The organism is Microcystis wesenbergii FACHB-1317 (assembly GCF_014696875.1).
GTDB classification, from domain to species: Bacteria; Cyanobacteriota; Cyanobacteriia; order Cyanobacteriales; family Microcystaceae; genus Microcystis; species Microcystis wesenbergii_A.
Genome location: NZ_JACJQV010000126.1, coordinates 16419 through 38832 on the forward strand (window position 1 = coordinate 16419; position 22414 = coordinate 38832).

Below are 22414 nucleotides of genomic sequence, written 5' to 3' on the forward strand. Positions count from 1 at the left end.
ACAAAGGCGCTCTCGCTTATTGAATTTTGGCACATAATGAATAAGTAGCTAGACACAATTAATTACACATATCTAACCACCTCTTGCAAGAGCACCTCATCTCAACAAGCAATTTAAATGCGCGGACAGCTTAGTCAATAATTAGGGCAATTTTCCCCGTCACCGAACCAGTTTCTAGCAATTGATGGGCGCTGATAGCTGCCGCTAAAGGGAAGGTTTGGGAGAGATGAATAGTTAACTTTTTCTCGTCAATTAAACGCGCCCCTTGCTTGAGAATTTCTGTTTGATATTTTTGTGCTTCTACCAACCCCATCAAAGCCGGGGTTAACATTAATTCTAAACTAATCCGCAAATTGCGATCGCGCGCTTGCTTCCAGCTGCCCGTAGGTTCCAAAATCGTCACAATATCGCCATAAACTCGCACCGCCCGGCAAGTTTGCCCAAAAGTTTCCCCTCCCACCGTATCAAAAGCGATATCTACTCCTTTCCCTGCGGTTTGTTGAAGTATCGCTGCGACGAAATCGGTTTGTTTGTATAAAATCGGGTAATCTACCCCTAATTGCCGCACTAAACGCTCTTTATCGCTATTTCCCACCGTCGTATAAACTTTAGCCCCCTTCAGTTTCGCCAATTGAATCGCGACATGACCAACACCCCCAGCCCCGCCATGGATAAGGACGCTTTGTCCCGACTGGAGACGGGCGCGATCATAGAGTGCTTCCCAAGCGGTGATTAAAACCAAAGGCACAGCGGCCGCCTCGGCAAAAGAAAGAGATTTCGGCTTGTGGGCTAGATAATCCGCCTCAATCAGGGCATATTCAGCATAATTCCCCGTGCCGGCCTTGCCCAGTCCGCCGCTACAAAAGTACACTTCATCCCCGGGACGAAAATCCTGCACTGCCGCCCCAACGGCCTCGACAATTCCCGCCCCGTCACAGCCCAAAATGGCCGGCATTTGCTCGGGGTAAAAAGTGCCGCGTTTACGAATTTTTGTATCAATAGGGTTGACACCAGCCGCTTTTAATGCTACTAAAACCTGATGCGGTTGACTAATTTTCGGGGTGGGGACTTGCTGAAGCTGCAGGACATCCACGGCGGTCATGAGGATAGCTTTCATTCTCAGTAGGTTAGGTGTTAAAAATTGTCAGATACCCCCCCTTAAAGTAGGGCTGTTTCATTCTCCCATCAGAATGTCAAAAGTAAAAGCGATCACTGTCTTGGTAAAATGAGCAGTGACCACCAACCTTTTAAATATATGTTGAGCCTAATAGAAAAACTGAAACAAGTCAAGGACTTTCGGAAAGATAAAGGAAAAAGACAACCTTTATGGATAGTATTATTACTAATACTAGGAACAATGCTGGGATACTTAGGTTATAGAGAGCTAGGAGAGTTTGCTAAAAATAATCGACATAGGCTCAGTCAAGAATTTAACAAATTCCAGAAATAGTCTGATCCTATTCAACAATTAGAAGGGTAATGATGGGATTTATGGCAGAGTTTATTACGAGTATTTAATGAATGTGCTTGGCAATAATATGGACAAAGAGGTGATATAAATTGGCTAGATATAGATGGAAAAAATCTCAAAAACAACCTAATTAGGTTGGTCTCATTGTTTAGTCAAGAAAGTCGATTGGTATTACAATTAAAAAGAATCGAAAACAAAAAAGGGTCTGAAATCGAAGAAGGTCAAGCTATAATCAAGCATTGCTCTCTCCCCAATAAATTCTTTACTGGCGATGCTTTACACTGTCAGAAAAAAAATCAGCTTAATAACCAAGAGTAAAAATGATTATGTTATCACCATTAAAGGAAATCAGAAAAATCTTGATCAGCGAATACAAGACCTGAGTAATTCCTCAAAGCCAGAAAGTTGCTTTCTTGAACAAGATAATAGTCAGGGCAGAAAAATATCAAGAAAAATAGAAGTTTTTAAAGTGAGGAAAAAATGAAAGAAAAGATTTTGAAAATCTGCCAAGAATTATTTCTTACTGACGACCGACGACCGACGACCGACGACCGACTCGGAGACTCCTTACCCCACAGTTAACTTTACTTTTGTCCAACTACTTACCATTATTCAGCCAACCCTATTTAGTTTAAGTGGACTGGTTGAACCAAGAATCCCTCGCCCGAGTGCGATGGGATCGTCAATCTGGGCTAGCAATTGCTTGTTCGGCTATATTAACTAAATTCTGGCTCTCCCCATCGCTCAGTTTTTTGCCAGATTGTAGGTGAACGCATATTTCGGGTAATTGCTGGCGTATTGCTAAAGCGACAGCTTTTTCAGCCGCTGGGATTTCCGCGATCATCAATCGATCAAATACTCCTGATGTCACCGCTAGGAGTATAGCAATTTGTTCGGGAACCGGCATCGGTTCGTACTGATTTTGTTTCAAAACTTCCCGCACGCGCCGCCCTCGTTCTAAAGTTTGACGAGTGACTTCATCTAAACGAGTGCCAAAACGGGAGAAAACCTCTAGTTCTTCAAACTGGGAATAAGATAGGCGTAAATCACTCGCTACAGCACGATAGGCAGCTAATTGAGTCTTCCCCCCCACTCGCGACACCGACTTACCCGCATCTACCGCCGGCAAAATTCCTTTTTGAAACAGCACAGGAGAGAGATAGATTTGCCCGTCGGTAATTGAGATTAAATTGGTCGGAATGTAAGCAGAGATATTTTGGGCTTCGGTTTCGACAATCGGCAATGCAGTTAAAGAACCACCTCCTCGGGCAGCATTTAGGCGTGTAGAGCGTTCGAGCAAACGAGAATGGATGTAGAAAATATCCCCAGGAAAAGCTTCTCGACCGGGAGGACGGCGTAATAGCAGCGATAGCTCTCGATAAGCGCGAGCATGAGCGGTCAAATCATCATAAACAATCAAGACATCATGGCCCTGCTCCATAAAATACTCTGCCATGGCCGTGGCGGCGTAGGGAGCAATAAACTGCAAGCCTGGTGGTTCTTCTCCAGCGGCAAAGACGACCAAACAGTAGTCCATCGCCCCATACTGCTGCAAGTCAGCGACGAACTTAGCCACCGCCGAACTGCGCTGTCCGATCGCGCAGTAAACGCAAATCACCTTTTCACCTTTTTGGTTGATAATCGTGTCAAGAGCGATCGAGCTTTTTCCTGTTTGGCGATCGCCTAAAATCAATTCTCGCTGGCCCCGTCCGATGGGAATCAGAGCATCCACCACCTTTAATCCCGTTTGCAGCGGTACTGTCACCGGAGCGCGATCCATAATTGCTGGGGCTTTTCGCTCGGCCAAATATCTTTGTGCCGCCCGCACTGGCCCCTGGTTATCCAAGGGGCGACCCATGGGATCGACTACTCGCCCTAAGAGTCCGTCACCCACCGGCACATCTAGCACTCGTCCCGTCCGGCGTACCTCATCCCCTGCTTTTAAATGTTCGCTTTTATCTAGGAGGATAATGCCGACTTCATCAATATCCAAGTTAAAGGCCATACCCAGGGAATCTCCAGGGAAACAAACAATTTCTTCCGATTTGACGCCTGGCAAGCCAGCAATCCGGGCAATCCCTTGACCGATAAAGTTTACCGTGCCAATTTCTCGGTATTTAAGTTGTGGGCGCTGCTCGCCCAAAATCCGTTGGCAGGTAGAGAAGGTATCCTCTAGCAATCGATGTAAAGCTCGCTCATCTCGGTTCATGGTATTTTTTGATTACCCCTCGCCTCTCGCGTAAAGACAACGGCTAAATCCTCTTCAAAGTCGTTCAAAAATTCCTCGACATTCCAGGCGATTCTTCGGCCAGAGGTTTTTAACTCAATGCCACAGATCAAGGCCGGTTTCACTTCAAATTTTATATCCAGATCACCAACAAGTTCTTGGCGAAGAACTGAGATAATTTGCTGCCGCAATTCTTCCGAGATTTCAAAGCTGCTAGAGATGATTGCCTCCTGCGTCTTGGCCGTTGCGGCGATCGCTTGACAAAGCACTCGTTTCTCTTCCCGCTCCCAATTGCGAACTCGCTCAAGGAAAACTTGAATGACAAGCTGTTCAAGTTGGACATCGGCTAGAGCTGCCAAAACTTGGCGAATTGTCTCCTGAATCTGTTGTAATGCTCGATGTCGCAACTCTTGCAAAAAGGCATCTTTTTGCCGTTGAACTATTTCTTGCCAGCGAGATCGATCTTCTTCTACTTCAGTGCGGATACCTTGCATTAACTCTGTTTGCGTCTGTGCAACTGCTGCCTTAACTTCAGCCAACATCGTCGAGCGCTCAGTCGCAAAATCTTGCTGCATTTGTTGGTATTTTTCGATTTCTTCTCGCGCTAATTGGCACTTTTGTTCTGCATCTTGCTGGCGATCGCTAATTGTTCTTTCCCGACGTTCCATTGCCTGAATAATAGGACGGTAGAGAAACTTTTGCAGTACAGCCACCAAAATCAAGAAATTAACAATTTGGGCCAAAAAGGTAAACCAATCAACTGCCACGGAATTATCCCCCCGCTTTAGTCACTACATAACCCCAAAAAGGATTGGCAAAAATTAAAATTAGCGAAATCACAAAACAATAAATTGCCACTGACTCAATAAATGCCAAACCAACAAATAACGTTCGAGTAATCGTATTGGCTTCGTCCGGCTGTTGCGCCAAAGCGGTCAAAGCTTGAGCGATAGCTCTTCCCTCTCCCAGTGCTGGCCCGATTGAACCGATCGCCATAGTTAATCCAGCCGCTAAAATTGAGATCATTGCCGTCAAGCCAATATTATTCATGGTTTCTTTGCTCCTTTTCTCCTGTATGAGAATTATTAACCACTTGCTGTGCTTCTGTTGCTGAAGCAATATAAACCATAGCTAAAATCGCAAAAATATACGCTTGAATTAATCCAGTCAGTAGCTCCAATACCTGCATGATAATCGGGAAAAAGAGAGGAGCAATGGATAAAAGAATAGCTACTATCATGACATCACTCATCACATTGCCAAACAGCCGGATAGCCAAGGACAAAGTGCGTGACAGTTCCCCAATCAGATGAAAAGGTAACATCAAGGGATGGGGTTCTAAATAGTGCTTGAGATATTTTTTTAACCCTGACTGACGTATGCCGTAAAATGGCACCGCCCAAAAAACACAGATAGCAAGTGCTGCCGTTGTAGAAAGAGAGGCCGTAGGCGGATGATATCCCGGGATGATTTCTAAGAGATTGGAAGCGGCGATAAAAATAAACAAAGTACCAATAAATGGCAAGTAGATATCCGGTTGGCATCCGCTAATATCTCTTATTTGACCCCGCAATTCTTCGATTACAACTTCCAAAACATTTTGCCAGCGAGACAGACGAGTATCTGTCGATAGTCGGCGCGTGATTAGCCAGGAACTAATGCCCAATAACGCCATTAACCCCCAAGTAAATAACAGAGTAGCATTAAGGGTAATTGCTCCTGATTGCCAGAAAATAATCTTGTCAGGACTTAGATACATGAGCTATTGTACTTAGTTGCTTCTGAATTTAGGTTGTACCTGCTGCAATATTAGATTTCTCGTCCAGAAGAAGGTGGCCAGGCTTAACAGCAAGTGGAGGACTGGCAAGTGGGGGACTGCAACTATTATCGCATAAAATCCCAGCAAAATTATGCCTGTACGCCCCAAAAAACTAATCAAAGTTAATACCGTGGGATTATTGGTTCTGGGGAGTTGACGCACCGTTAGCCACAATCCCCCAAAATAGGCCAAACCCAAGGCCATTCCCGCCAATAATGCCAGAGGAAAATACAGCAGTTCAATCATGATTGAGTTCCTTTTTCGATTGCTCGCGTGCGCCCTCGATGGCGGATTGTTCGCGCTTAACCCACTGCCAGGCATTCAAACAGCCCAGCATCAATCCAGCCAACATTAACATTAATGTCCAGGAAAAGCGACTCGGCCATTCTCGATCGATCCAGATACCGAGTGCCATACCTAAGAGAGTGGGTAGAACGACTGACCAGCCGACCAATCCCAATAAGCCCAGGCCAAACCATATACTGTGCTTCTTTTCTACTCTAGCTCTGAGTTTGCGCTCTTCCTGGCCCCCTACCTTGCGGCTAAAGCGCAAACGATTTTTTTGATGACTTCTTGCTGCCATTTTATTAGTACCCATATTTCTATTATTTCTCGTCTAGTCCCCTCGCTGCCCTCCTAGTTCAATAAATTGCCGGATCATGTTAGCTTCCAGTTTTGTCAGAGCCACGCGAGTGCGTTTTTCCCGCTCATCTAAGATTTGAAACTGCTTTTCTACCGCCTCTCTTAAGCATCCTAAGTCGGCACTTTCAACAGCATGGCGAGTAGAAACCCGCACGTCAAAACCAGATTTGACCAAAATGCCCTCATCCACGGCCATAAATCTTTCCTGCTCTTGAGGAGTGGTGAAAGACAGCAATCCGGGCAAGATAGCGGTGACAAAATCAATGTGATGTGGCAGCAGACAAAAGCAACCGCTTCCCGATTCTGCTGTGACTTTAATAACTTCTGTCTCTAATAGGATTCGGGTGGGCAATATAACTCGGAGTTTCATCGAAAATTTGGGTCTGAAACCCCGCCGTTTTACGGCGGCTTTACCATTAAATACTAGCGCATTTACAAAATATATGCTAGAACGTGAGATATGGAAAAAGCCTATTCGTTTCGATTTTACCCCACACCAAAACAAGAGTCGCTATTGCGGCGCGCTTTGGGCCGTGTAAGATTAGTTGACAATAAAGCTCTCCCTGTCAGAACACAAGCTTGGTACGAAAAACAAGAAAGAGTAGGATATGCTGCAACGTCTTCAATGCTAACCGATTGGAAAAAACAAGAAAAATTAGACTTTTTAAACGAAGTTAGCTGTGTACCTTTACCCGAAGGGTTAAGACATTTACAAACAGCTTTTACTAATTTCTTGGCTGGTCTTACTAAGTATCCTAGCTTTAAGAAAAAACATCAAGGAGGAAGTGCCAAATTTACTAAGTCTGCTTTTCACTGGAGTTTAGACTAGACTGTCCGGTTTGATGTCGGGGGAAGCACATTAAAATTTGTCTTAGCCTGTCAGAAAGCTAAGAATAGTCAGAAATATGATCAATTCTTGTTTTAAGCTACCTCTTTTATCTCTTTTTTCTGTCGAGTAACTGTCTTTTTCACCGTCGGATAACGAGTTTTTTTGTGACGTTTTTTTCCCTTCTCCCAACCTGGGGACTTTCCTCTGGGTTTTGGCGGTTTGGCGGGTGTGCCTATCTCGACCAAAAGTCCCAAAAAGCTTTGTGCCACTCTTGCAGGGGTTAATTTCTCCACAGGTAAAGGCTTTTGCCAAGGTAAGGGATTATCTTCTATAATCTCACGAAGCTCACCATAATTGCCATGTCATAATAGGGATTAAATCACTCCATCTTTGACCCTTCTCATACCATTTTTCTTTATTCTTGGCAGGTATCTTACCCCCCCTTGCCCCTAGGGTCGTTTCATTCTCGCAAATGTCATTCAATCAAATCCTTATCTGGCAAGGTTTTCAGTCAATTTCTCAGAACAAATATCTGAAAAATTTTTAAAATGCCTTGCTTTGCTTGCCCCGTAAGCGATTGAAGACAGACAAACAAGGAATCAAACTAGAGAATGAATCAGCCCTACCCTTGCCCCCCCTGCCCCCCCGATGTCGGGGGGGCAGGGGGGGTGGGGGGTGAGGGCAATTAACCATCTCTGCCATTACTTGTGAAAAATGGTATCAGTGGTTCCTAGTTTAGGTAAAGTCCAGTGTAATCTTTGCTTCATAAAACGATTCCAATGCTCAAGGACAAAGCGTCTTAAATACAATTTCCACAGGTCGATTGAGCATATTTCTTCTTCTCCTATCCAAGCCAACCACATTGGTGTAGTAGCCCTTTGAGAGAGTTTTTTTCCCTGAGGTTGAACCAAGATTATAGACAGATGATAATCAGCCGATTGTTCAAAATGAAAACGATTCCATCTCGAAATTTTTACGACTCCCCAAGTTGGGTCATCAATCTCAATACTTTCCACTGGAACTGCCCAAGTTTCTGGGTCAGATAATTTCATTTTTTGACCAGGTTTTTTCGGTCTCCCATTTCCTTGATATTGGGGAGGTTCTGCATAAATACAGCGATTAGGGCGTAGCCGAATTAGTTGCTCTGCATTAATGTTTGCTGTTTCTTTAACAAAGGGAGCGCATCCGTACTCACTGTGGAAATGTGGAAACGAGGCCTATACTGATAGTTTATTTAACAAAATAGTCCTAAAAGTCTTTCCCAGTAGACATTTCACGATTTCATAAGCAAAAATTATCACACAAAGTCGAGAAGAGCCAAAATTTGACTGATTATCATTGGTTAAATTTTCTTTAATTTGTTAGGGGGGTATGAGAACCGGATTTGGTATTATTGCTGTGAGAGGCACATTATTACTTCGACAGTTCCAATCAAATAATAGGAGAAATAACTTAATGCAAACCTATACTGACAGACAAAGAATTGATGAGATCGGCGGTCAGGTATATGGGGGAACAACCGTTCTGCGGCCAATCTTGGCGACTTAGAGACACTACAACTCCTTTGTGTCGCCAAAGACAGCCCGACTTCTATCCGCGTCCTCCCCAAGTGAGGAAATTCTTAAAATCAATGGGAATGAAATGTTTAAAAGTAGGTTCTCTTCCTTCTAAAGCTGACCAGGATGAACAAGAAGACTACAAAGAAAAAAAGCTATAACCCAGACTAAATAAGGCTAAAGAAGGAAAAAGGGCTGTTTTTTTTGTTGATGCGGCTTCCTTGGTTATGGGAGCTTTTCTCGGTTTTGTTTGGTGTTTTGAGAGACTTTTCGTTAAGTCACCGAGCGGGCGTAAACGCTTTAATGTTTTGGGAGCATTAAATGCAATAACTCATGAAGTTATTCTGGTAACATATGACACTTATATTCCAGCAACTCAAGTCTGTGAACTCCAGTCAAAAATAGCTGCTTTAGGACTAATAGTTCCTATCACTCTAGTATTAGATAATGCCCGCTATCAAAAATGTAAAGTTGTTGAGAAATTGGCTCTTTATTTGTCAATATAGCTACTCTATCTGCCGTCTTATTCGCCGAATCTAAATTTAATTGAAAGGCGGTGGAAATTGGTCAAAAAGAAATGTTTTTATGGTAAATATTATGAAAACTTTTCTGACTTTTCCTAAGCTATTTATGAATGTCTGAATGATGCCCATCTGAAACATAAAAAAGAACTGGATTCCTTGCTCACTCTCCGATTTCAGAAGTTTAATAAATCTCAGATTATGAACGTCTAAAGTATACATATCAGGAGAGGCACTCATGCAAGAGGCACTCATGCAAAACGGAGAATATATAATCAGTTTTTAATAACCGGATTTAGTATAACGCCCAATTTTAGGAGAAAGTTTCCCCTTAAAAATCCCAAATTAGTAGATTTACAAAAATGAGATGCACCCCAAGCAAAACGATCGAACTTATAATATAATTGTATTGATTGTGGCTTGTTGCTAGAATCACCCCAAATTGACTCAATGGGTTTATAAACGATGACAACCCTAGATATTGCTACCGATATTGTCTGTCCTCCCACCGATTTATGGAGTGATGAACCACCCGTGGAAAGTGATCTGCATTTACAACAAATTATTTTATTATTATCTTGTCTTGATTGGCTCTGGCAAGATAGAAACGATTACTATGCTTCGGGCAATTTGACTATTTATTATAACGAAAGACAACTGAAACAGCGAGATTTTTGTGGACCAGATTTTTTCGTGGTTTTAGATACAGAGAAACGTCCCAGGAAAAGTTGGGTCGTCTGGGGAGAAGGGGGTAAATATCCCAATCTAATCATCGAAATTCTCTCCGATTCCACCGCTAATGTGGACAGAAAAGCCAAAAAGGAACTATATCAGCATACTTTCCGGACTCCTGAATATTTTTGGTTTGATCCTAATACCTTAGAATGGCAAGGATTCACTTTAATCGAGGGACAATACCAACCGATTACCCCCAATGAAAACGGTTATTTATGGAGTAAGCAACTAGGATTATATTTAGGAATTTTTGCCAATAAATTGCGCTATTTCACTGAATCAGGTGAATTGGTTCCCACCCCTCAAGAGTCGGCCCGACAGGAAAGATTAGCCAAAGAACAGGAAAGATTAGCCAAAGAACAGGAAAGATTAGCCAAAGAAAGAGAACAACAACGGGCAGAAAAATTAGCCCAAAAGCTGCGAGAATTGGGCATTAATCCCGATGAAATTGCTTAAATATCCTGTTGGGGGTGTTAGGGTGGAAACCATGGCGCAATTTTTCCTTAATTGCTAGGCATTAAAACGAGTAATCCGAAACTCTGATTCTAGCCTAGAAATCATGGCAAAATCTCCACACTGATGTTACAATAATGACCAAGGGCAACAATCTTCAAATATAATTAATGCCATGGTGCAAAAAATAGCTTTTTTTAATCATAAAGGTGGAGTCAGCAAAACTACAACCACTTTTAACCTTGGTTGGATGCTTGCTGAGAAGGGCAAAAGAGTAATTATTGTCGATACCGATCCCCAATGTAACTTAACTGGTATGGCTTTGGCTAAAGAAAGTGAAGATAGGGAGGAAAGACTACAAGCCATCTACAATACTTACTATAATATTAAAACAGCTTTAGCACCTGCTTTTGAGTCTCAACCGAGATTAATTGAAGCTGTGGACTGTATTCCTATTGATGGTCGTGATCGTTTATTTCTATTGCCCGGTCATGTGGGGTTAGCTGAATATGAAGTTACCCTAGGTATTGCTCAAGAACTTAGTGGGTCAATTCAGGCTTTAAAAAATCTCCCCGGTGCGATTACATATTTATTAGACAAAACTGCCGAAAGATTTGAAGCTGACTATATTTTAATCGATATGAGTCCCAGTTTGGGGTCAATCAATCAAAATATACTGATGACCAGCAACTTTTTTATTGTGCCAACCACGCCAGATTTTTTCTCGGTTATGGCTATCGATTCTTTAGCTAAAATATTGCCTAAGTGGCACCAATGGGCTAAGGCAGCTAGTGCTTTACCAATTCTCAAAACAGCCAACTATCCCTTTCCCGAAGTTGACCTACATTTTTTGGGAACTATTGTTCAGAACTATCGAATTATTCGTGGTAAAGAAACAAAAGCTCTTGAAAACTGGATTAACGAAATCGAGGAAAATATTGGCAATAAAATGATTCCAGCCCTAGAAAAAAATGGCATGATGCTACCGAAATTTATCTACGATCAGAATGGTGTACCAGACTGCTGTACTCTAGTAAAAATCCCTGATTTTAATAGTCTTATTGCCTTATCTCAAGAGCATCAAGTGTCTGTTTTTGCGCTAACTGCTGAACAATTAGAATGGCAAGGTAAAGTGTTAGATCAAGCCCAAGAAAAACAAGAAGAATTTAAAAATATTTTTTCTGACTTGGCAGACAAAGTTATCGGTCTTACCTCCGAGATTTATGCAGTTAGCCATTGAACAATTTCGCCTTAGTCTTGCCCGCGTTCGTGACTTGATCGCTATCCACAATTCCCTCAAATCTCAGACTACTTCCGCCCTAGATGTATCGGATATCCTCAGAGCCGCTTTAGTCCTGACTGTGAGCGCTTTAGATTATTATATTCACGAAGTGGTTACTCTAGGAATGCTAGAAATTTATCGAGGCCAACGTTCAGAACCTTCTCCCACTCCTAACAGTTCTCAATCTGCCTTTTCTCGTTTTCAAGTCTCCTTGGATGGCGCACGACAAGAACGATTGATAGCTATTAGTATTGGCTCTTGGTTAGAGAACGAAATTCAACAAAACTACGGTTCTTTTTTTGGTCAAGAATCTCGCTCAATTTCCGAGGTACTACCAATGATTGAAAATCTCCTCACCAACAAACTTAATAGTAATTATTGGCTAGAGACTGAAATTAGAGAAAACCTCAGATATAAAAGCTTTCAACAACCGGACAAGATAGCGGAGGCCATTAGACTAATTTCAGCCAAGAAATTGTGGGAAGAAGTGGCCAGCAAACTAAATAAACCAGCCAAAGATATTAAAAGCCAACTTAGCATAATTGTTGATCGAAGGAACAAAATCGCCCACGAAGCTGATATAGACCCGAGTTATGGCATTGGCAGTCGCTGGAATATCGATGAAAATCTCGTTAATGATGCCGTTACCTTTATAGAACAGCTTGTTGAAAATATCCATCAGGTACTTGAGGACATCCACTAGCCGAGAATTTCCCCAGCAGTCTAGTTATAAATACTTATAATTTCTCAGGGAATTATAACAATTATTAAATAATGTGTAGTTTTGTATACTGATGTCAGGAACTTAGATACAATATCAAGTGGCGTAAGATATATAGAGATTAGCTAGTGAGTCGGCATCAAGACAGTCAAACTGACCGGAAACGAGAAGAAACACAGTTCACTCCTTACAGTGCAGAAGCGATCGCTCAAGAATACCGTTACAAACCTTGGCAATTGTTCGGTCGCGCTTTCGTGATTATTTGGTCTTTAGGATTATTTCTCCTCAGTCTCCTCTGGGACAAATGGACAAAGCAAGAAGAAGCCAATAAATACAGGCGTGCCAGCGAACTTAGGCAAATTCTCACCCGTTTGGGTCCCACCTTCATCAAAGTCGGTCAAGCTCTCTCTACCCGTCCCGACCTCGTTCGCAAAGACTTTTTAGACGAATTAGTTAAACTGCAAGACCAACTTCCCCCCTTCGATAACCACATCGCTTTTGCCCTTATCGAGACAGAATTGGGGATGCCTGTAGAAAAAGCCTATCGAGAAATATCCCCCACCCCGGTAGCTGCCGCTAGTTTAGGACAGGTTTACAAAGCGATACTCCCCACCGGTGAAGAAGTAGCCGTTAAAGTGCAACGGCCCGGGCTGCGGGCGCTTTTAAGCCTCGATTTATACCTAATGCGCTGGGCTGCCCAAAAATTCGGTCGTTTATTACCCCTCAATCTCGGCCACGACCTCACCCTGATTGTCGATGAATTCGGCACCAAACTCTTTGAGGAAATCGACTATCAAAACGAAGGTCGCAACGCCGAAAAATTCGCCACCAACTTCCAAAATAACCCCGAAGTTAAAGTTCCCAGTATCTACTGGCGTTATAGTGGTCGCCGCGTCCTCACCCTGGAATGGATTGATGGCTATAAACTCACCGATACCGAGAACATCAAAGCTTTAGGATTAGACCCCAATAATATCGTTAAAATCGGCGTAACCTCTGGATTACAGCAACTCCTCGAACACGGCTTTTTCCACGCTGATCCCCACCCGGGTAATCTTTTCGCCACTTTTGATGGTCGCATGGCCTATATCGATTTTGGCATGATGGACCAGTTAGAGGAGGAAACTAAAGAAACCCTCGCTAGTTGCGTCGTCGATTTAATTAACAAAGACTACGAAAACCTGGCCAGCAACTTTGTCAAACTGGGATTTTTAACCCCAGAAACGGATATAAAACCAATTATTCCGGCTCTAGAACGGGTTTTAGGCAATGCCATCGGTCAAAGGGTCGGTGACTTCAATTTCCGCACTATTACCGATGATTTCTCCGAATTGATGTACCAATATCCCTTCCGGATTCCCGCCAAATTCGCCCTGATTATTCGTTCCCTCGTCACCCAAGAAGGGGTGGCCCTTACCCTCGATCCTAACTTCAAAATCGTCCAAGTAGCCTATCCCTACGTTGCTAAACGTCTCCTGACCGGGGAATCGCCCCAACTGCGCCGGCGTTTACTAGATGTGCTGTTCAAAGACGGTAAATTCCAGTGGCAACGCCTAGAAAACATGATTACAATGGCTCGATCGGAAAGTAACTTCGATTTACTGCCCACAGCGCAATTAGGCATCACTTTTCTTCTCTCGGAAGAAGGTCGTTATCTGCGTCGTCAATTGCTATTAGCTTTGACGGAAGATGACCGTCTCCACACGGCCGAAGTACAACGTCTCTGGGGTTTAATTCAAGGAGAATTGCAACCGCGGCGACTCTTGGATGTGGCCATGAGCGCTTTTCGGGAATTATCGTCCCAAGGTGTGGCCGCTGTCCTTCCGCGAGAAACCAGTTCGCGTTAAAGTGTTTAAGGTCATCATCGGTTAATCACTTTTTCTATGGATTATTATTTTCTGCCCCAACCGCCCTATTTTCTAGTTTTTGCTGGTTTATTTATCGGTATTACCTGCGGGGCCGCTTTTGAAGCTAGTCTCAAGCAAGTGGTTAACAATTGGTATAAAAATAAGGGTTCAGACGATCAAAATCTTTTAAAATCCAGTTCCTTACAAATTCCTTTTATTGGTATTTGTGTAGGAATCTGTCTTTTCCTTGCCTCGGGATTAGATATATTTATTCTCAATGGTTGGGTTGCCTACGCTATCTCTCTCCCGATGACTATCTTTATCGGTGGTTTGGTTTGGAGTCAGTTAGGGGAATTGTTAGGCCAATTACAGCGCGGCGGTTCTAAAGAAATTGACCTCGATTATCGGGGATAATTAGGAGGCAGCAAACATTTAGGACTAAGATAATAGGTGTTAGCAGATAGGAAATATCACCCCCCTCACAACTAACACCAAAACCCTAGTTAGGGTTGGCTGAATAAATCTAAAAACCTTGTTGGATAAGGTCTTTAGACTTTTTTTCCCTCAAAAAGTGCCGACCATTGGAGTGATTGGGGGGAAAATTCCTGGACTTTTTCCCTGAAAATTAGGTAATTGACCACCTGAAAATGGGTAAAACCCCACACCCCACACCCTACACCCTACACCCTACCCCCACGAAAAACTTTTTGCCGCAAACCCTAGTTATACCCAATTTCCCAGCTATTTTGGCCCGCGAGTTTAGATGCAAAAACCTTTAGCATGGCATTGGCGATCGCTTCCTCTGCATCAGCGCAGCGGTTCCGATGTTTTTGCCTGCTTATTCTCCCAAGATGCGATCGCTACTTTACTAGAAAGTCCCTATCCGGGTAATTTCCTCTCCCGTTACTCTCTTTGTGCTGGTTCCCCGCGTCAGCTTTGGACCCCCGCACTGGGGGAAATTTTGCCCTTTTTAAGCAGTTTACTCCCCCAAACCCGATCGGATATTCTTCCCGATCATCTTCCTTTCCATGGTGGTTGGTTGGGGTGGTTAGGCTACGATTTAGCTTGGGAAATAGAAAAATTACCCGACAGGAAAGCTGATACTCTCCCTTTTCCCGTCGCTTATTGGTATGAACCGGATAGTTTTGCCATTCTCGATCACCAAGCACAAATTCTCTGGTTAGCTGCCACTAAACCCGAAGATTTAGATAAATACGAACAATCTTTAAGCAATCAACTGGATTTTGAGTTTATCGATCCTCGTCCCTCTCCCTTAATCTTTTATACTTCTCAACTCGACTACGAAAAAGCTGTTAAAAAAGCCTTAGATTATATCAGAAAAGGCGATATTTTTCAAGCAAATTTATCCCTAAGATTTCAAAGCACAACTAGGGCAAAAGGATGGCAAATTTATCGCAGTTTACAACAGATTAACCCTTCTCCTTTTGCCAGTTATTGGCGCACCCCTTGGGGAGAAATGATTAGTTGTTCTCCCGAAAGATTGGTAAAATTAGAAAGAGGAATAGCCAGCACTAGACCGATCGCTGGAACCCGTCCCCGGGGCAAAACCGAGGCACTCGATCGACAATTGGCCGAGGAACTATTAACTAATAAAAAAGAGCGGGCCGAGCATATTATGCTAGTGGACCTAGAACGTAATGATCTAGGTAGAGTTTGTGAATGGGGATCGGTTCATGTGGATGAATTACTGACGATCGAGCGTTATAGTCACGTTATGCACTTGGTCAGTAATGTTCAAGGAAAATTAGATAAAAAGTATCATGCTATTGATTTAATTAAAGCTCTTTTCCCTGGGGGAACAATTACCGGTTGTCCGAAAGTTCGCTGTCTAGAAATTATCGAAGAATTGGAACCGATGCGACGCAATTTATTCTATGGTTCCTGTGGCTATATTGACCTACGGGGTCGTTTAGATTTAAATATTCTCATCCGTACCCTATTAATGACTGCTCAAGGGAATTTAAACACCGTTTGGGGACAAGTGGGAGCGGGAATAGTTGCCGATAGCGATCCCGAAAAAGAATGGTTAGAATCCCTTCATAAAGCTGAGGCACAATTAATCGCTTTACGTTCTTTTTAATTTTTGATTTCAACAAACTAACCTATTGTTGCATCGAAAACCGATCTTTTTACTTTTTACCTTATCTGCTATTTTGTAGGATAGCTTCCGATCTTGAACCCTATTCATGAATCAAATTTCTATCGCTGTTACTTTTTTTCTTAGTTTAGTCTTGACCTCGCTTCCCTTTTTACTTTTGGGGGCAGCCGTTTCCAGTTTTTTGCTGGTTTTCGTCAATAAACAGCGATTAGCGGCGATATTTCCCCGTAATCGACTGTTAGGAGCGATCGTTGGCAGTACAATCGGATTAATCCTACCCGTCGGACAATACGGCACAATTCCCGTCGCTAGAAGATTTTTATTAGAGGGAGTACCCCCAGGGGTGGTGTTTAGCTTTCTCACCGCTGCACCTACCCTAAATATCGTCACTCTTTGGCTAACTTGGCAGACTTTCACCTATTCTAGTATTTTCTTCTATCGATCGCTTTCGGTCTGGTTAATGGCAATTGTTATCGGTACTCTCTTTAGTTTCTATCGGGAAAAACCCCGCACCGATAGCGAAATTCCCCTAGAATCGAGTTTGGTTCTTTCTGGGAGTTTTTTACCAGAGGCAGCAGCCAGTCAACCCCTACAAAGAGTCGGCAGTCTTGTTTATGAGTATAAAGCTAGAGATAGGCAAGCTTGGCCAATTTCTGTGCAGTTATTTCTCAATAACTTTATCGATGAAGCGCTGGAATTAGGGGGATTATTAATCATTGGCTGTGCGATCGCTAGTGTCTTTCAGCTATTATTACCTCAGAGTCAATTAATTGCCTGGGGGAATACTCCCGTTACTCAAATTCTCGTGCAGTTGTTTTTTGGTGTCACTCTCGCTGTTAATGCTAGTCTTAGCGCTTTTGTCCCCGGTTCTTTAATTACTAATCTGTCCGTGGGTTCCACTCTAGCTTTTTTACTGGTCGCTTCCCTCATTGATATTAAAGCTTTTATCCTCCTCCTATCAGCTTTCCGTCCTAAAATCGTCCTTTATTGCGGAATTTTATGGCTGTTAATGACTTTTTTAGTGGCTCTGATCCTCAGTTTTTATCTAGGTTGAATTCCTTCCGGGTCAGAAAAATTTTCTCTTGACAAAAGCCCCTTGACATGATATTATATTCATAATGGGAAAGCCCTGCGCCTGCGAACCCTATTTTCCAACGGTCTTAACTATGATTGATGTGATTATTGGATTGACTATGATTGGTTCATTCAATCAATCTTCATCTCTAATCCACTCTTAACTAGCTCCCTAATCACAGTCCATCATTCAATCATTCCAATCATAGTCGATGATTGGTGGTGGGTTACTGGACTAGGTAATAGGTGTAGGGGTAATTCATGAATTACCCCTACAATCGGCTAGGTTTTTCTGGATGTTGTTAAAATTTCTCTTGACAAAAGCCTCTTGACATGATATTATATTCATAATGGAAAATCCGTGCGCCTACAAACCCTATTTTCCCAAGCATTTAAACTCTAACTCATCCTGATTCTGCTTGCCGGAGTTGCGACAACATAGTTTTATAGTTCTCCATAATTGTTTGGCTATCGGGATGATTGTCTCCTAATACTTGGGTAGCAATCTTAATCGCTTCTCGATAGAGAGGTTCTACTTTGCTTAAGATTTGGGAACTCCCTAAAGATGATGATCCTGTTGATTAGCAATATCTATAGGCAACCCAACCTACGTTCATCTTATATTTAATTCCACCCACCTACTGAGAGGTTCAATAAGCATCTTTTCGATGAATACTACTCAATATGATAATCAGCATTTCTTGATCTTGAATTTTGTAAATGATGCGATAATCCCCTATTCTAATTCGGTAGGTGTCATCATATCCTTTGAGTTTCTTGACTCCGCTAGGACGAGGTGTATCGGTAAGTAGTCTAATGGCAGTAATTAAGCGTTCGCGTTGTTGTTTGGGTAAGTTGTTTAGTTGTTTTTGAACTGGTTTCGGAATAATAACTCTGTAGTTCACGCTTGAGTTGCCTCATATTCTTCGAGGGTTAGATAGTCTCCTGCTTGATAAGCTGATTCAGAAGCGATTATGTTAGCTTGCTCTTCTTCTGTAATTTCTATTGCAGTATGTCGTTCTTTGATAAAGAGCAAAAAGTCAAGTAATTCAGTCAAAAGGGTGTCAGGTGTCTGCTCGATTTCTTTAATTAGTTGTTCTTTGAGTGTCATAGCTTTATCAGTTATCAGTTATCAGTTATCAGTTATCAGTAATCAGTAATCAGTTATCAGTTATCAGTTATCAGTTATCAGTGATTAATTCAATCATAGTCGATGATTAGGTGGTGCGTTAGGACGGATTGTTAGCTTCAAGTCAAAGCATAAATTTTTGCCGTCTAACGCACCCTACGTTTTACTTATCACTAGGTAATAGGTGTAGGGGTAATTCATGAATTACCCCTACAATCGGCTAATTCATGAATTAGCCCTACAATAGGCTACGTTTTTCTGGATATTGTCAAAATTTCTCTTGACAAAAGCCCCTTGACATGATATTATATTCATAATGGAAAATCCGTGCGCCTACGAACCCTATTTTCCCAAGCATTTAAACTCTAACTCATCTTAATTCTGCTTGCCGGAGTTATGGTGATAAGAAAGGATTATCGAAGAAAGGCAGTACACTATAGGCCACTACCGATTACACAAGGTGCAATGTAGGGGCGCAATGTTTGCGCCCAAAGTTTAACCCGTTTACTTGTCCTATTTATTCGACTTGTTAGATTTAGCTAGGTTGTGCTTGAAGAAAGCGCCAAGTCCCAATATACCTAAGCCGAAAATCGTGCTGGGTTCAGGTACTGCTTGAACTGTTACGGTAAAACTGCCACTGTTGCCTTTCCATTCAAAACCATCCATTGGACCCAGGAAGAGGCGAGTTGCACCAGTAGGAACGATGAAATTCTGCACAGCACCACTGCCGGTTCCTGTCAGTCCATCGCCAATGAAGAAAACTTGCTTAACTTGTGGAGCTAACGAAGAAAAATTAAGTCCAATTGAAGAAAAGTTAAGAGCTGCAGGTGCGGGAGTCGAATCTGGCTGGCTGTTATCTAAAAAGACACCGACAAGAGAATTAATCGGAGCGGTAATATCGGAAATTCCATTTTGACTCCCAGGCGAATGGCTAATAAAAACTTCCCCATCTGGCGTAGCAGTGGGTGGGGGTAGGAAGGGAGTATTGCTGACTGCCCCGGTCACGGAGAAATTAAGTGTTTGTCCGGGAATAAGGGAAAGTCCCAACACTTGTACAGGAGATTGATCGGGAGCAACATCTGTAAAGGAAGCTGTAGAGCCATTTGGCATCCCTGCCAGCCAAGGATTAGATTCGCTAGGAACCGTAATAGTTACAGCTTGTACTCCACTGGCGACGGAGAGACTGATAAGTATTACCCCCCCCCGATGGATTTTTCGATAAGTTTTGCTAATGACATGAGCAAGTGCCTTCTAAAAAGTGTTGTTGAGCTTGCAATTACGCCGTAGCCTACCAAAAATGACAAGCGTTGTCAAGTTTATTGATGGCGCAGCAGAGCAAACTTGACAACGCTTTCAGAGCAAGGCTTTCGTTGTGTCGCAATTCATTCTTCATATTCTGATCTGACAACGCCAAAATTTAGGCACTTTTTCCCTGAAAATTAGGTAATTGACCCCCTGAAAAACCCTACACCCCACACCCCACCTGCCCCCACGATGTCGGGGGGGGTGGGGGGGTCACACCCTGCCCCCACGAAAAACTTTTTGCCGCCAACCCTAGATAAATGATAGAACAGTTGTTCAACCATTAAGATTTGGTGATAATCCCGGGTAAGTGTGATCTAAAGTACAGCTTTTTTGGGAAATTTTCTCCATCAGTGCTGCCTTGGGTCGCCAATATGATAGAATGCCAGTAAATTGATACAAAACTTTACTTCAAGGTGAATCTATGCCGTTTACGATCGAATCAGCGCGGAGCATTTTCCCCAACACGCTATCAGCGGATGTGGTTCCCGCCACGATTGCGCGTTTCAATCAGCTGAATACCGAAGATCAACTAGCCTTGATTTGGTTTGCCTACCTAGAAATGGGCAAAACCATCACCGTTGCCGCCCCCGGCGCCGCTAGTATGGTATTTGCCGAAAAAACCATGAATGAAATTCGGCAGATGTCACCCTTGCAACAATCGCAGGTGATGTGCGACTTAGCTAACCATGCTGACACCCCGGTTTGTCGCACCTACAGCACTTGGTCTGCTAATATCAAACTGGGATTCTGGTATCAATTAGGACAATGGATGGAAGATGGCAGTGTTGCCCCAATTCCCAAAGGTTATGAACTATCTGCTAATGCCAGCGCCGTTTTAGAAGGGATTAAAAAATTAGAGTCGGGACAACAAATCACCGTTCTGCGGAATTGTGTGGTGGATATGGGCTACGATCCCAAGAAACTGGGCGATTATAACCGTATTTCCGAACCCGTGGTTCCTCCCCAAAATATTGCCGAACGGACCAAAGTTAGCATTGAAGGCGTTACCAATGCCACCGTCCTCAACTATATGGACAACCTCAACGCTAACGACTTTGATGTATTAATTGAATTATTCACCCCTGACGGCGCTCTGCAACCACCTTTCCAACGTCCCGTCGTCGGTAAAGAGGCAGTATATCGCTTTTTCCGGGAAGAATGCCAAAATTTGAAATTAATCCCCGAACGCGGTGTGGTGGAACCCGCCGATGACGGTTTTACTCAGATTAAAGTGACGGGAAAAGTACAAACTCCTTGGTTTGGTGCAGGTGTGGGTATGAATATGGCATGGCGCTTCCTCCTAACTCCTGATAATAAAATTTTCTTCGTAGCGATCGACTTATTAGCTTCTCCGAAAGAATTATTAAACTTTGCCCGTGGCTAAATAGCTACTGAGAGAAATCATTAAAAATTCTGATGAAATTTATTAGAGTTCCTTGTCAAGTGAACTCTTTTTTTTATACAATTAAAAGGCTGACTTAAAAAAATTGGTAAATACACCGGTTTCTTCTCCGATCTAGGTAAGAATAACTAAACAATCATTCTTAACAGATGTGGGCGAAAAGAGTCGAGGTAGTTCAAAAATCCAAAATTATCATCCCTAAAACTAAAATCATGCCTATGAGTGAAATAATTTGGTCAGATACGGAACAAGAAATTGCTCAAACTGCTTTCCAAAAAGCCTATCAGCGAGAAACTAGCACTTTAATAGAACATATTAAAGAACAGTCTGGTCAGATCACGGTTTTAGATGATATCTGGCAAATGCACGATTATCTAAGCGCCCGACGACATCAGATTGATGGTAAATATGACTATCGCTATACTTCCCTAATTTTTGTCTTTGCTCAACTATTAAAGGAAGGATGGTTAAAGCTAGAAGATCTCAACGGTTTGGGAAAAGATAAACTAGCGAAAATCGCTGCTCTCTCGCGAATGTAAATTAATGATTAGCATTAAGCTATCAGCTTTCTGCCCCTAGTTGGGTGACTAAAAAATTCATCTCTAGATAATCATCACCGTCTTAAGTTTTTCCTAAGCGGCAACCAATTCCGCTAGAATGAGTCAATCATCCCGATCGCTTTTCGCTTGTTTTGCACCTTTGGTTTATGTTCAAAAATCTTTTACTTCCCCTAGGAATATCCATCTTTCTCGGTGTTTGTCAGTCTTTGTCAGCCGCCGAATCAGCTATCATCAAATACTACATCTTCCAAGGGTCCGTATCGGTATCAGAATTAAAGCAATTGAGCGAAACAGGCGAATTAGCTCCCGCTTTAGCGGCACAATTAAAGATGGCTAACCAAAAACCCGAAGAATTCCGCAAAATCCTTAATCGTCGGGTAGCGGTGGATGCCGTCTTTCTTTCCAAATTTCTTAATAGTTTTTTTGGCGAAAGTTTGCTAGATTATGCGACTGAAATTGTCCATACACCCAATCGAGCCGCTAGTCGGCAAGCTTTACGGGGTGCCTTAGTCACTTCTGCCATTAATGATAATGAGATTCAAATCATCGAAGTCCTCGATAATTATCCCACCAGCGAGGTTCATGTGGATGGCAATCGTCTGCTCGATTTAATCAACCAAATTGAATCAGTATTGAAAAAAATGCCCCGTTTACCTTTCTGATATCTAATAGATAAGTAGGTAGGTGTTAAAAATTGTCCGATACCCCCCTTATTAAGGGGG

General features: G+C 42.7%; 21 protein-coding genes and 5 pseudogenes. 13 read left to right on the forward strand and 13 right to left on the reverse strand.

Annotation, left to right across the window (positions count from 1 at the left end):
• Positions 1-130: 130 nt before the first annotated feature.
• On the reverse strand, positions 131-1117 hold the full coding sequence (locus H6F92_RS10630) for a zinc-dependent alcohol dehydrogenase family protein (protein WP_190357809.1): 987 nt from the start codon (positions 1115-1117) through the stop codon (positions 131-133).
• Between the two features lie 138 nt (positions 1118-1255).
• Between H6F92_RS10630 and H6F92_RS10635 the strand changes: the two are divergent.
• Positions 1256-1989 (forward strand): annotated as a pseudogene (locus H6F92_RS10635) (ISAs1 family transposase); the annotation flags it as partial.
• 164 nt (positions 1990-2153) lie between these two features.
• Here H6F92_RS10635 and H6F92_RS10640 read toward each other — a convergent pair.
• From H6F92_RS10640 to H6F92_RS10670, 7 genes are read right to left on the reverse strand one after another with little or no spacing between them, the layout of a single operon-like run.
• Positions 2154-3680 (reverse strand): alternate F1F0 ATPase, F1 subunit alpha, encoded by a 1527-nt coding sequence (locus tag H6F92_RS10640; protein WP_190357810.1) that lies wholly within the window; start codon positions 3678-3680, stop codon positions 2154-2156.
• Positions 3677-4465, reverse strand: coding sequence for a F0F1 ATP synthase subunit B family protein (locus H6F92_RS10645; protein ID WP_190357811.1), 789 nt, complete (start codon positions 4463-4465; stop codon positions 3677-3679). Before H6F92_RS10645 ends, H6F92_RS10640 begins: the two co-directional genes overlap by 4 nt.
• 4 nt (positions 4466-4469) lie before the next feature.
• A complete protein-coding gene (locus H6F92_RS10650) occupies positions 4470-4748 on the reverse strand; it encodes a F0F1 ATP synthase subunit C (RefSeq protein ID WP_002768905.1) in 279 nt (92 codons plus the stop codon).
• Positions 4741-5457: a F0F1 ATP synthase subunit A gene (locus H6F92_RS10655; protein WP_190357812.1), complete on the reverse strand. Its 717-nt coding sequence runs from the start codon at positions 5455-5457 to the stop codon at positions 4741-4743. Before H6F92_RS10655 ends, H6F92_RS10650 begins: the two co-directional genes overlap by 8 nt.
• Before the next feature lie 12 nt (positions 5458-5469).
• Positions 5470-5763 (reverse strand): ATP synthase subunit I, encoded by a 294-nt coding sequence (locus H6F92_RS10660; protein ID WP_190357813.1) that lies wholly within the window; start codon positions 5761-5763, stop codon positions 5470-5472.
• A complete protein-coding gene (locus H6F92_RS10665; RefSeq protein WP_242030091.1) occupies positions 5756-6115 on the reverse strand; it encodes an AtpZ/AtpI family protein in 360 nt (119 codons plus the stop codon). The genes H6F92_RS10660 and H6F92_RS10665 overlap by 8 nt, the downstream gene beginning before the upstream one ends.
• Before the next feature lie 18 nt (positions 6116-6133).
• Positions 6134-6529 (reverse strand): F0F1 ATP synthase subunit epsilon, encoded by a 396-nt coding sequence (locus tag H6F92_RS10670; RefSeq protein WP_190357814.1) that lies wholly within the window; start codon positions 6527-6529, stop codon positions 6134-6136.
• 90 nt (positions 6530-6619) lie between these two features.
• Here H6F92_RS10670 and H6F92_RS10675 point away from each other — a divergent pair.
• A pseudogene (locus tag H6F92_RS10675) lies at positions 6620-6970 on the forward strand (helix-turn-helix domain-containing protein); the annotation flags it as partial.
• A gap of 110 nt (positions 6971-7080) precedes the next feature.
• Here H6F92_RS10675 and H6F92_RS26770 read toward each other — a convergent pair.
• Together H6F92_RS26770 and H6F92_RS10685 are read right to left on the reverse strand one after the other, a co-directional pair.
• Positions 7081-7390, reverse strand: a pseudogene (locus H6F92_RS26770) (NF041680 family putative transposase); the annotation flags it as partial.
• A gap of 317 nt (positions 7391-7707) precedes the next feature.
• A pseudogene (locus tag H6F92_RS10685) lies at positions 7708-8184 on the reverse strand (NF041680 family putative transposase); the annotation flags it as partial.
• Between the two features lie 404 nt (positions 8185-8588).
• Here H6F92_RS10685 and H6F92_RS10690 point away from each other — a divergent pair.
• From H6F92_RS10690 to H6F92_RS10725, 8 genes and pseudogenes are all read left to right on the forward strand, one after another.
• Positions 8589-9278, forward strand: a pseudogene (locus tag H6F92_RS10690) (IS630 family transposase); the annotation flags it as partial.
• 252 nt (positions 9279-9530) lie between these two features.
• Entirely contained in the window at positions 9531-10256 is a 726-nt protein-coding gene (locus tag H6F92_RS10695; RefSeq protein WP_002746402.1) for a Uma2 family endonuclease, read from the forward strand.
• 172 nt (positions 10257-10428) lie between these two features.
• Complete coding sequence (locus H6F92_RS10700) at positions 10429-11493, forward strand: ParA family protein (protein ID WP_190357816.1); 1065 nt, start codon at positions 10429-10431, stop codon at positions 11491-11493.
• On the forward strand, positions 11477-12238 hold the full coding sequence (locus H6F92_RS10705) for a HEPN domain-containing protein (protein WP_190357817.1): 762 nt from the start codon (positions 11477-11479) through the stop codon (positions 12236-12238). Before H6F92_RS10700 ends, H6F92_RS10705 begins: the two co-directional genes overlap by 17 nt.
• A 146-nt stretch (positions 12239-12384) precedes the next feature.
• Entirely contained in the window at positions 12385-14103 is a 1719-nt protein-coding gene (locus H6F92_RS10710) for an ABC1 kinase family protein (RefSeq protein WP_190357818.1), read from the forward strand.
• A gap of 36 nt (positions 14104-14139) precedes the next feature.
• On the forward strand, positions 14140-14517 hold the full coding sequence (locus tag H6F92_RS10715) for a hypothetical protein (protein ID WP_002734118.1): 378 nt from the start codon (positions 14140-14142) through the stop codon (positions 14515-14517).
• 349 nt (positions 14518-14866) lie between these two features.
• Positions 14867-16204 carry an anthranilate synthase component I gene (locus tag H6F92_RS10720; RefSeq protein WP_190357819.1) on the forward strand — a complete coding sequence of 446 codons (1338 nt, stop codon included), beginning with the start codon at positions 14867-14869 and terminating at the stop codon, positions 16202-16204.
• A 106-nt stretch (positions 16205-16310) separates the two neighbouring features.
• Positions 16311-17276, forward strand: a complete 966-nt coding sequence (locus H6F92_RS10725; protein ID WP_190357820.1) for a permease — start codon at positions 16311-16313, stop codon at positions 17274-17276.
• A 670-nt stretch (positions 17277-17946) separates the two neighbouring features.
• Here the strand turns inward: H6F92_RS10725 and H6F92_RS10730 are convergent.
• The 3 genes from H6F92_RS10730 to H6F92_RS10740 form a co-directional block, all read right to left on the reverse strand.
• Complete coding sequence (locus H6F92_RS10730) at positions 17947-18201, reverse strand: type II toxin-antitoxin system RelE family toxin (RefSeq protein WP_002760924.1); 255 nt, start codon at positions 18199-18201, stop codon at positions 17947-17949.
• The gene (locus tag H6F92_RS10735; RefSeq protein ID WP_002760925.1) at positions 18198-18407 is read right to left on the reverse strand and encodes a hypothetical protein; all 210 of its coding nucleotides are present in this window, start codon (positions 18405-18407) and stop codon (positions 18198-18200) included. Before H6F92_RS10735 ends, H6F92_RS10730 begins: the two co-directional genes overlap by 4 nt.
• A gap of 531 nt (positions 18408-18938) precedes the next feature.
• The gene (locus tag H6F92_RS10740; protein ID WP_190357821.1) at positions 18939-19535 is read right to left on the reverse strand and encodes a PEP-CTERM sorting domain-containing protein; all 597 of its coding nucleotides are present in this window, start codon (positions 19533-19535) and stop codon (positions 18939-18941) included.
• A gap of 616 nt (positions 19536-20151) precedes the next feature.
• On the opposite strand from H6F92_RS10740, the gene H6F92_RS10745 reads away from it, so the two are divergent.
• The 3 genes from H6F92_RS10745 (at position 20152) to H6F92_RS10755 (ending at position 22354) form a co-directional block, all read left to right on the forward strand.
• Positions 20152-21114: an orange carotenoid-binding protein gene (locus H6F92_RS10745; protein ID WP_190357822.1), complete on the forward strand. Its 963-nt coding sequence runs from the start codon at positions 20152-20154 to the stop codon at positions 21112-21114.
• A gap of 167 nt (positions 21115-21281) precedes the next feature.
• On the forward strand, positions 21282-21671 hold the full coding sequence (locus H6F92_RS10750; RefSeq protein WP_002801387.1) for a hypothetical protein: 390 nt from the start codon (positions 21282-21284) through the stop codon (positions 21669-21671).
• Between the two features lie 167 nt (positions 21672-21838).
• The gene (locus H6F92_RS10755; protein ID WP_190357823.1) at positions 21839-22354 is read left to right on the forward strand and encodes an alpha/beta hydrolase; all 516 of its coding nucleotides are present in this window, start codon (positions 21839-21841) and stop codon (positions 22352-22354) included.
• Positions 22355-22414: the final 60 nt, after the last annotated feature.

Coding starts and splice junctions, on each gene's coding strand:
- H6F92_RS10630 (WP_190357809.1), bottom strand. CDS start 1,117: ATGAAAGCTATCCTCATGACCGCCGTGGATGTCCTGCAGCTTCAGCAA.
- H6F92_RS10640 (WP_190357810.1), bottom strand. CDS start 3,680: ATGAACCGAGATGAGCGAGCTTTACATCGATTGCTAGAGGATACCTTC.
- H6F92_RS10650 (WP_002768905.1), bottom strand. CDS start 4,748: ATGAATAATATTGGCTTGACGGCAATGATCTCAATTTTAGCGGCTGGA.
- H6F92_RS10655 (WP_190357812.1), bottom strand. CDS start 5,457: ATGTATCTAAGTCCTGACAAGATTATTTTCTGGCAATCAGGAGCAATT.
- H6F92_RS10660 (WP_190357813.1), bottom strand. CDS start 5,763: ATGATTGAACTGCTGTATTTTCCTCTGGCATTATTGGCGGGAATGGCC.
- H6F92_RS10665 (WP_242030091.1), bottom strand. CDS start 6,115: ATGGGTACTAATAAAATGGCAGCAAGAAGTCATCAAAAAAATCGTTTG.
- H6F92_RS10670 (WP_190357814.1), bottom strand. CDS start 6,529: ATGAAACTCCGAGTTATATTGCCCACCCGAATCCTATTAGAGACAGAA.
- H6F92_RS10695 (WP_002746402.1), top strand. CDS start 9,531: ATGACAACCCTAGATATTGCTACCGATATTGTCTGTCCTCCCACCGAT.
- H6F92_RS10700 (WP_190357816.1), top strand. CDS start 10,429: ATGGTGCAAAAAATAGCTTTTTTTAATCATAAAGGTGGAGTCAGCAAA.
- H6F92_RS10705 (WP_190357817.1), top strand. CDS start 11,477: ATGCAGTTAGCCATTGAACAATTTCGCCTTAGTCTTGCCCGCGTTCGT.
- H6F92_RS10715 (WP_002734118.1), top strand. CDS start 14,140: ATGGATTATTATTTTCTGCCCCAACCGCCCTATTTTCTAGTTTTTGCT.
- H6F92_RS10720 (WP_190357819.1), top strand. CDS start 14,867: ATGCAAAAACCTTTAGCATGGCATTGGCGATCGCTTCCTCTGCATCAG.
- H6F92_RS10725 (WP_190357820.1), top strand. CDS start 16,311: ATGAATCAAATTTCTATCGCTGTTACTTTTTTTCTTAGTTTAGTCTTG.
- H6F92_RS10735 (WP_002760925.1), bottom strand. CDS start 18,407: ATGACACTCAAAGAACAACTAATTAAAGAAATCGAGCAGACACCTGAC.
- H6F92_RS10740 (WP_190357821.1), bottom strand. CDS start 19,535: ATGCCAAATGGCTCTACAGCTTCCTTTACAGATGTTGCTCCCGATCAA.
- H6F92_RS10745 (WP_190357822.1), top strand. CDS start 20,152: ATGCCGTTTACGATCGAATCAGCGCGGAGCATTTTCCCCAACACGCTA.
- H6F92_RS10750 (WP_002801387.1), top strand. CDS start 21,282: ATGTGGGCGAAAAGAGTCGAGGTAGTTCAAAAATCCAAAATTATCATC.
- H6F92_RS10755 (WP_190357823.1), top strand. CDS start 21,839: ATGTTCAAAAATCTTTTACTTCCCCTAGGAATATCCATCTTTCTCGGT.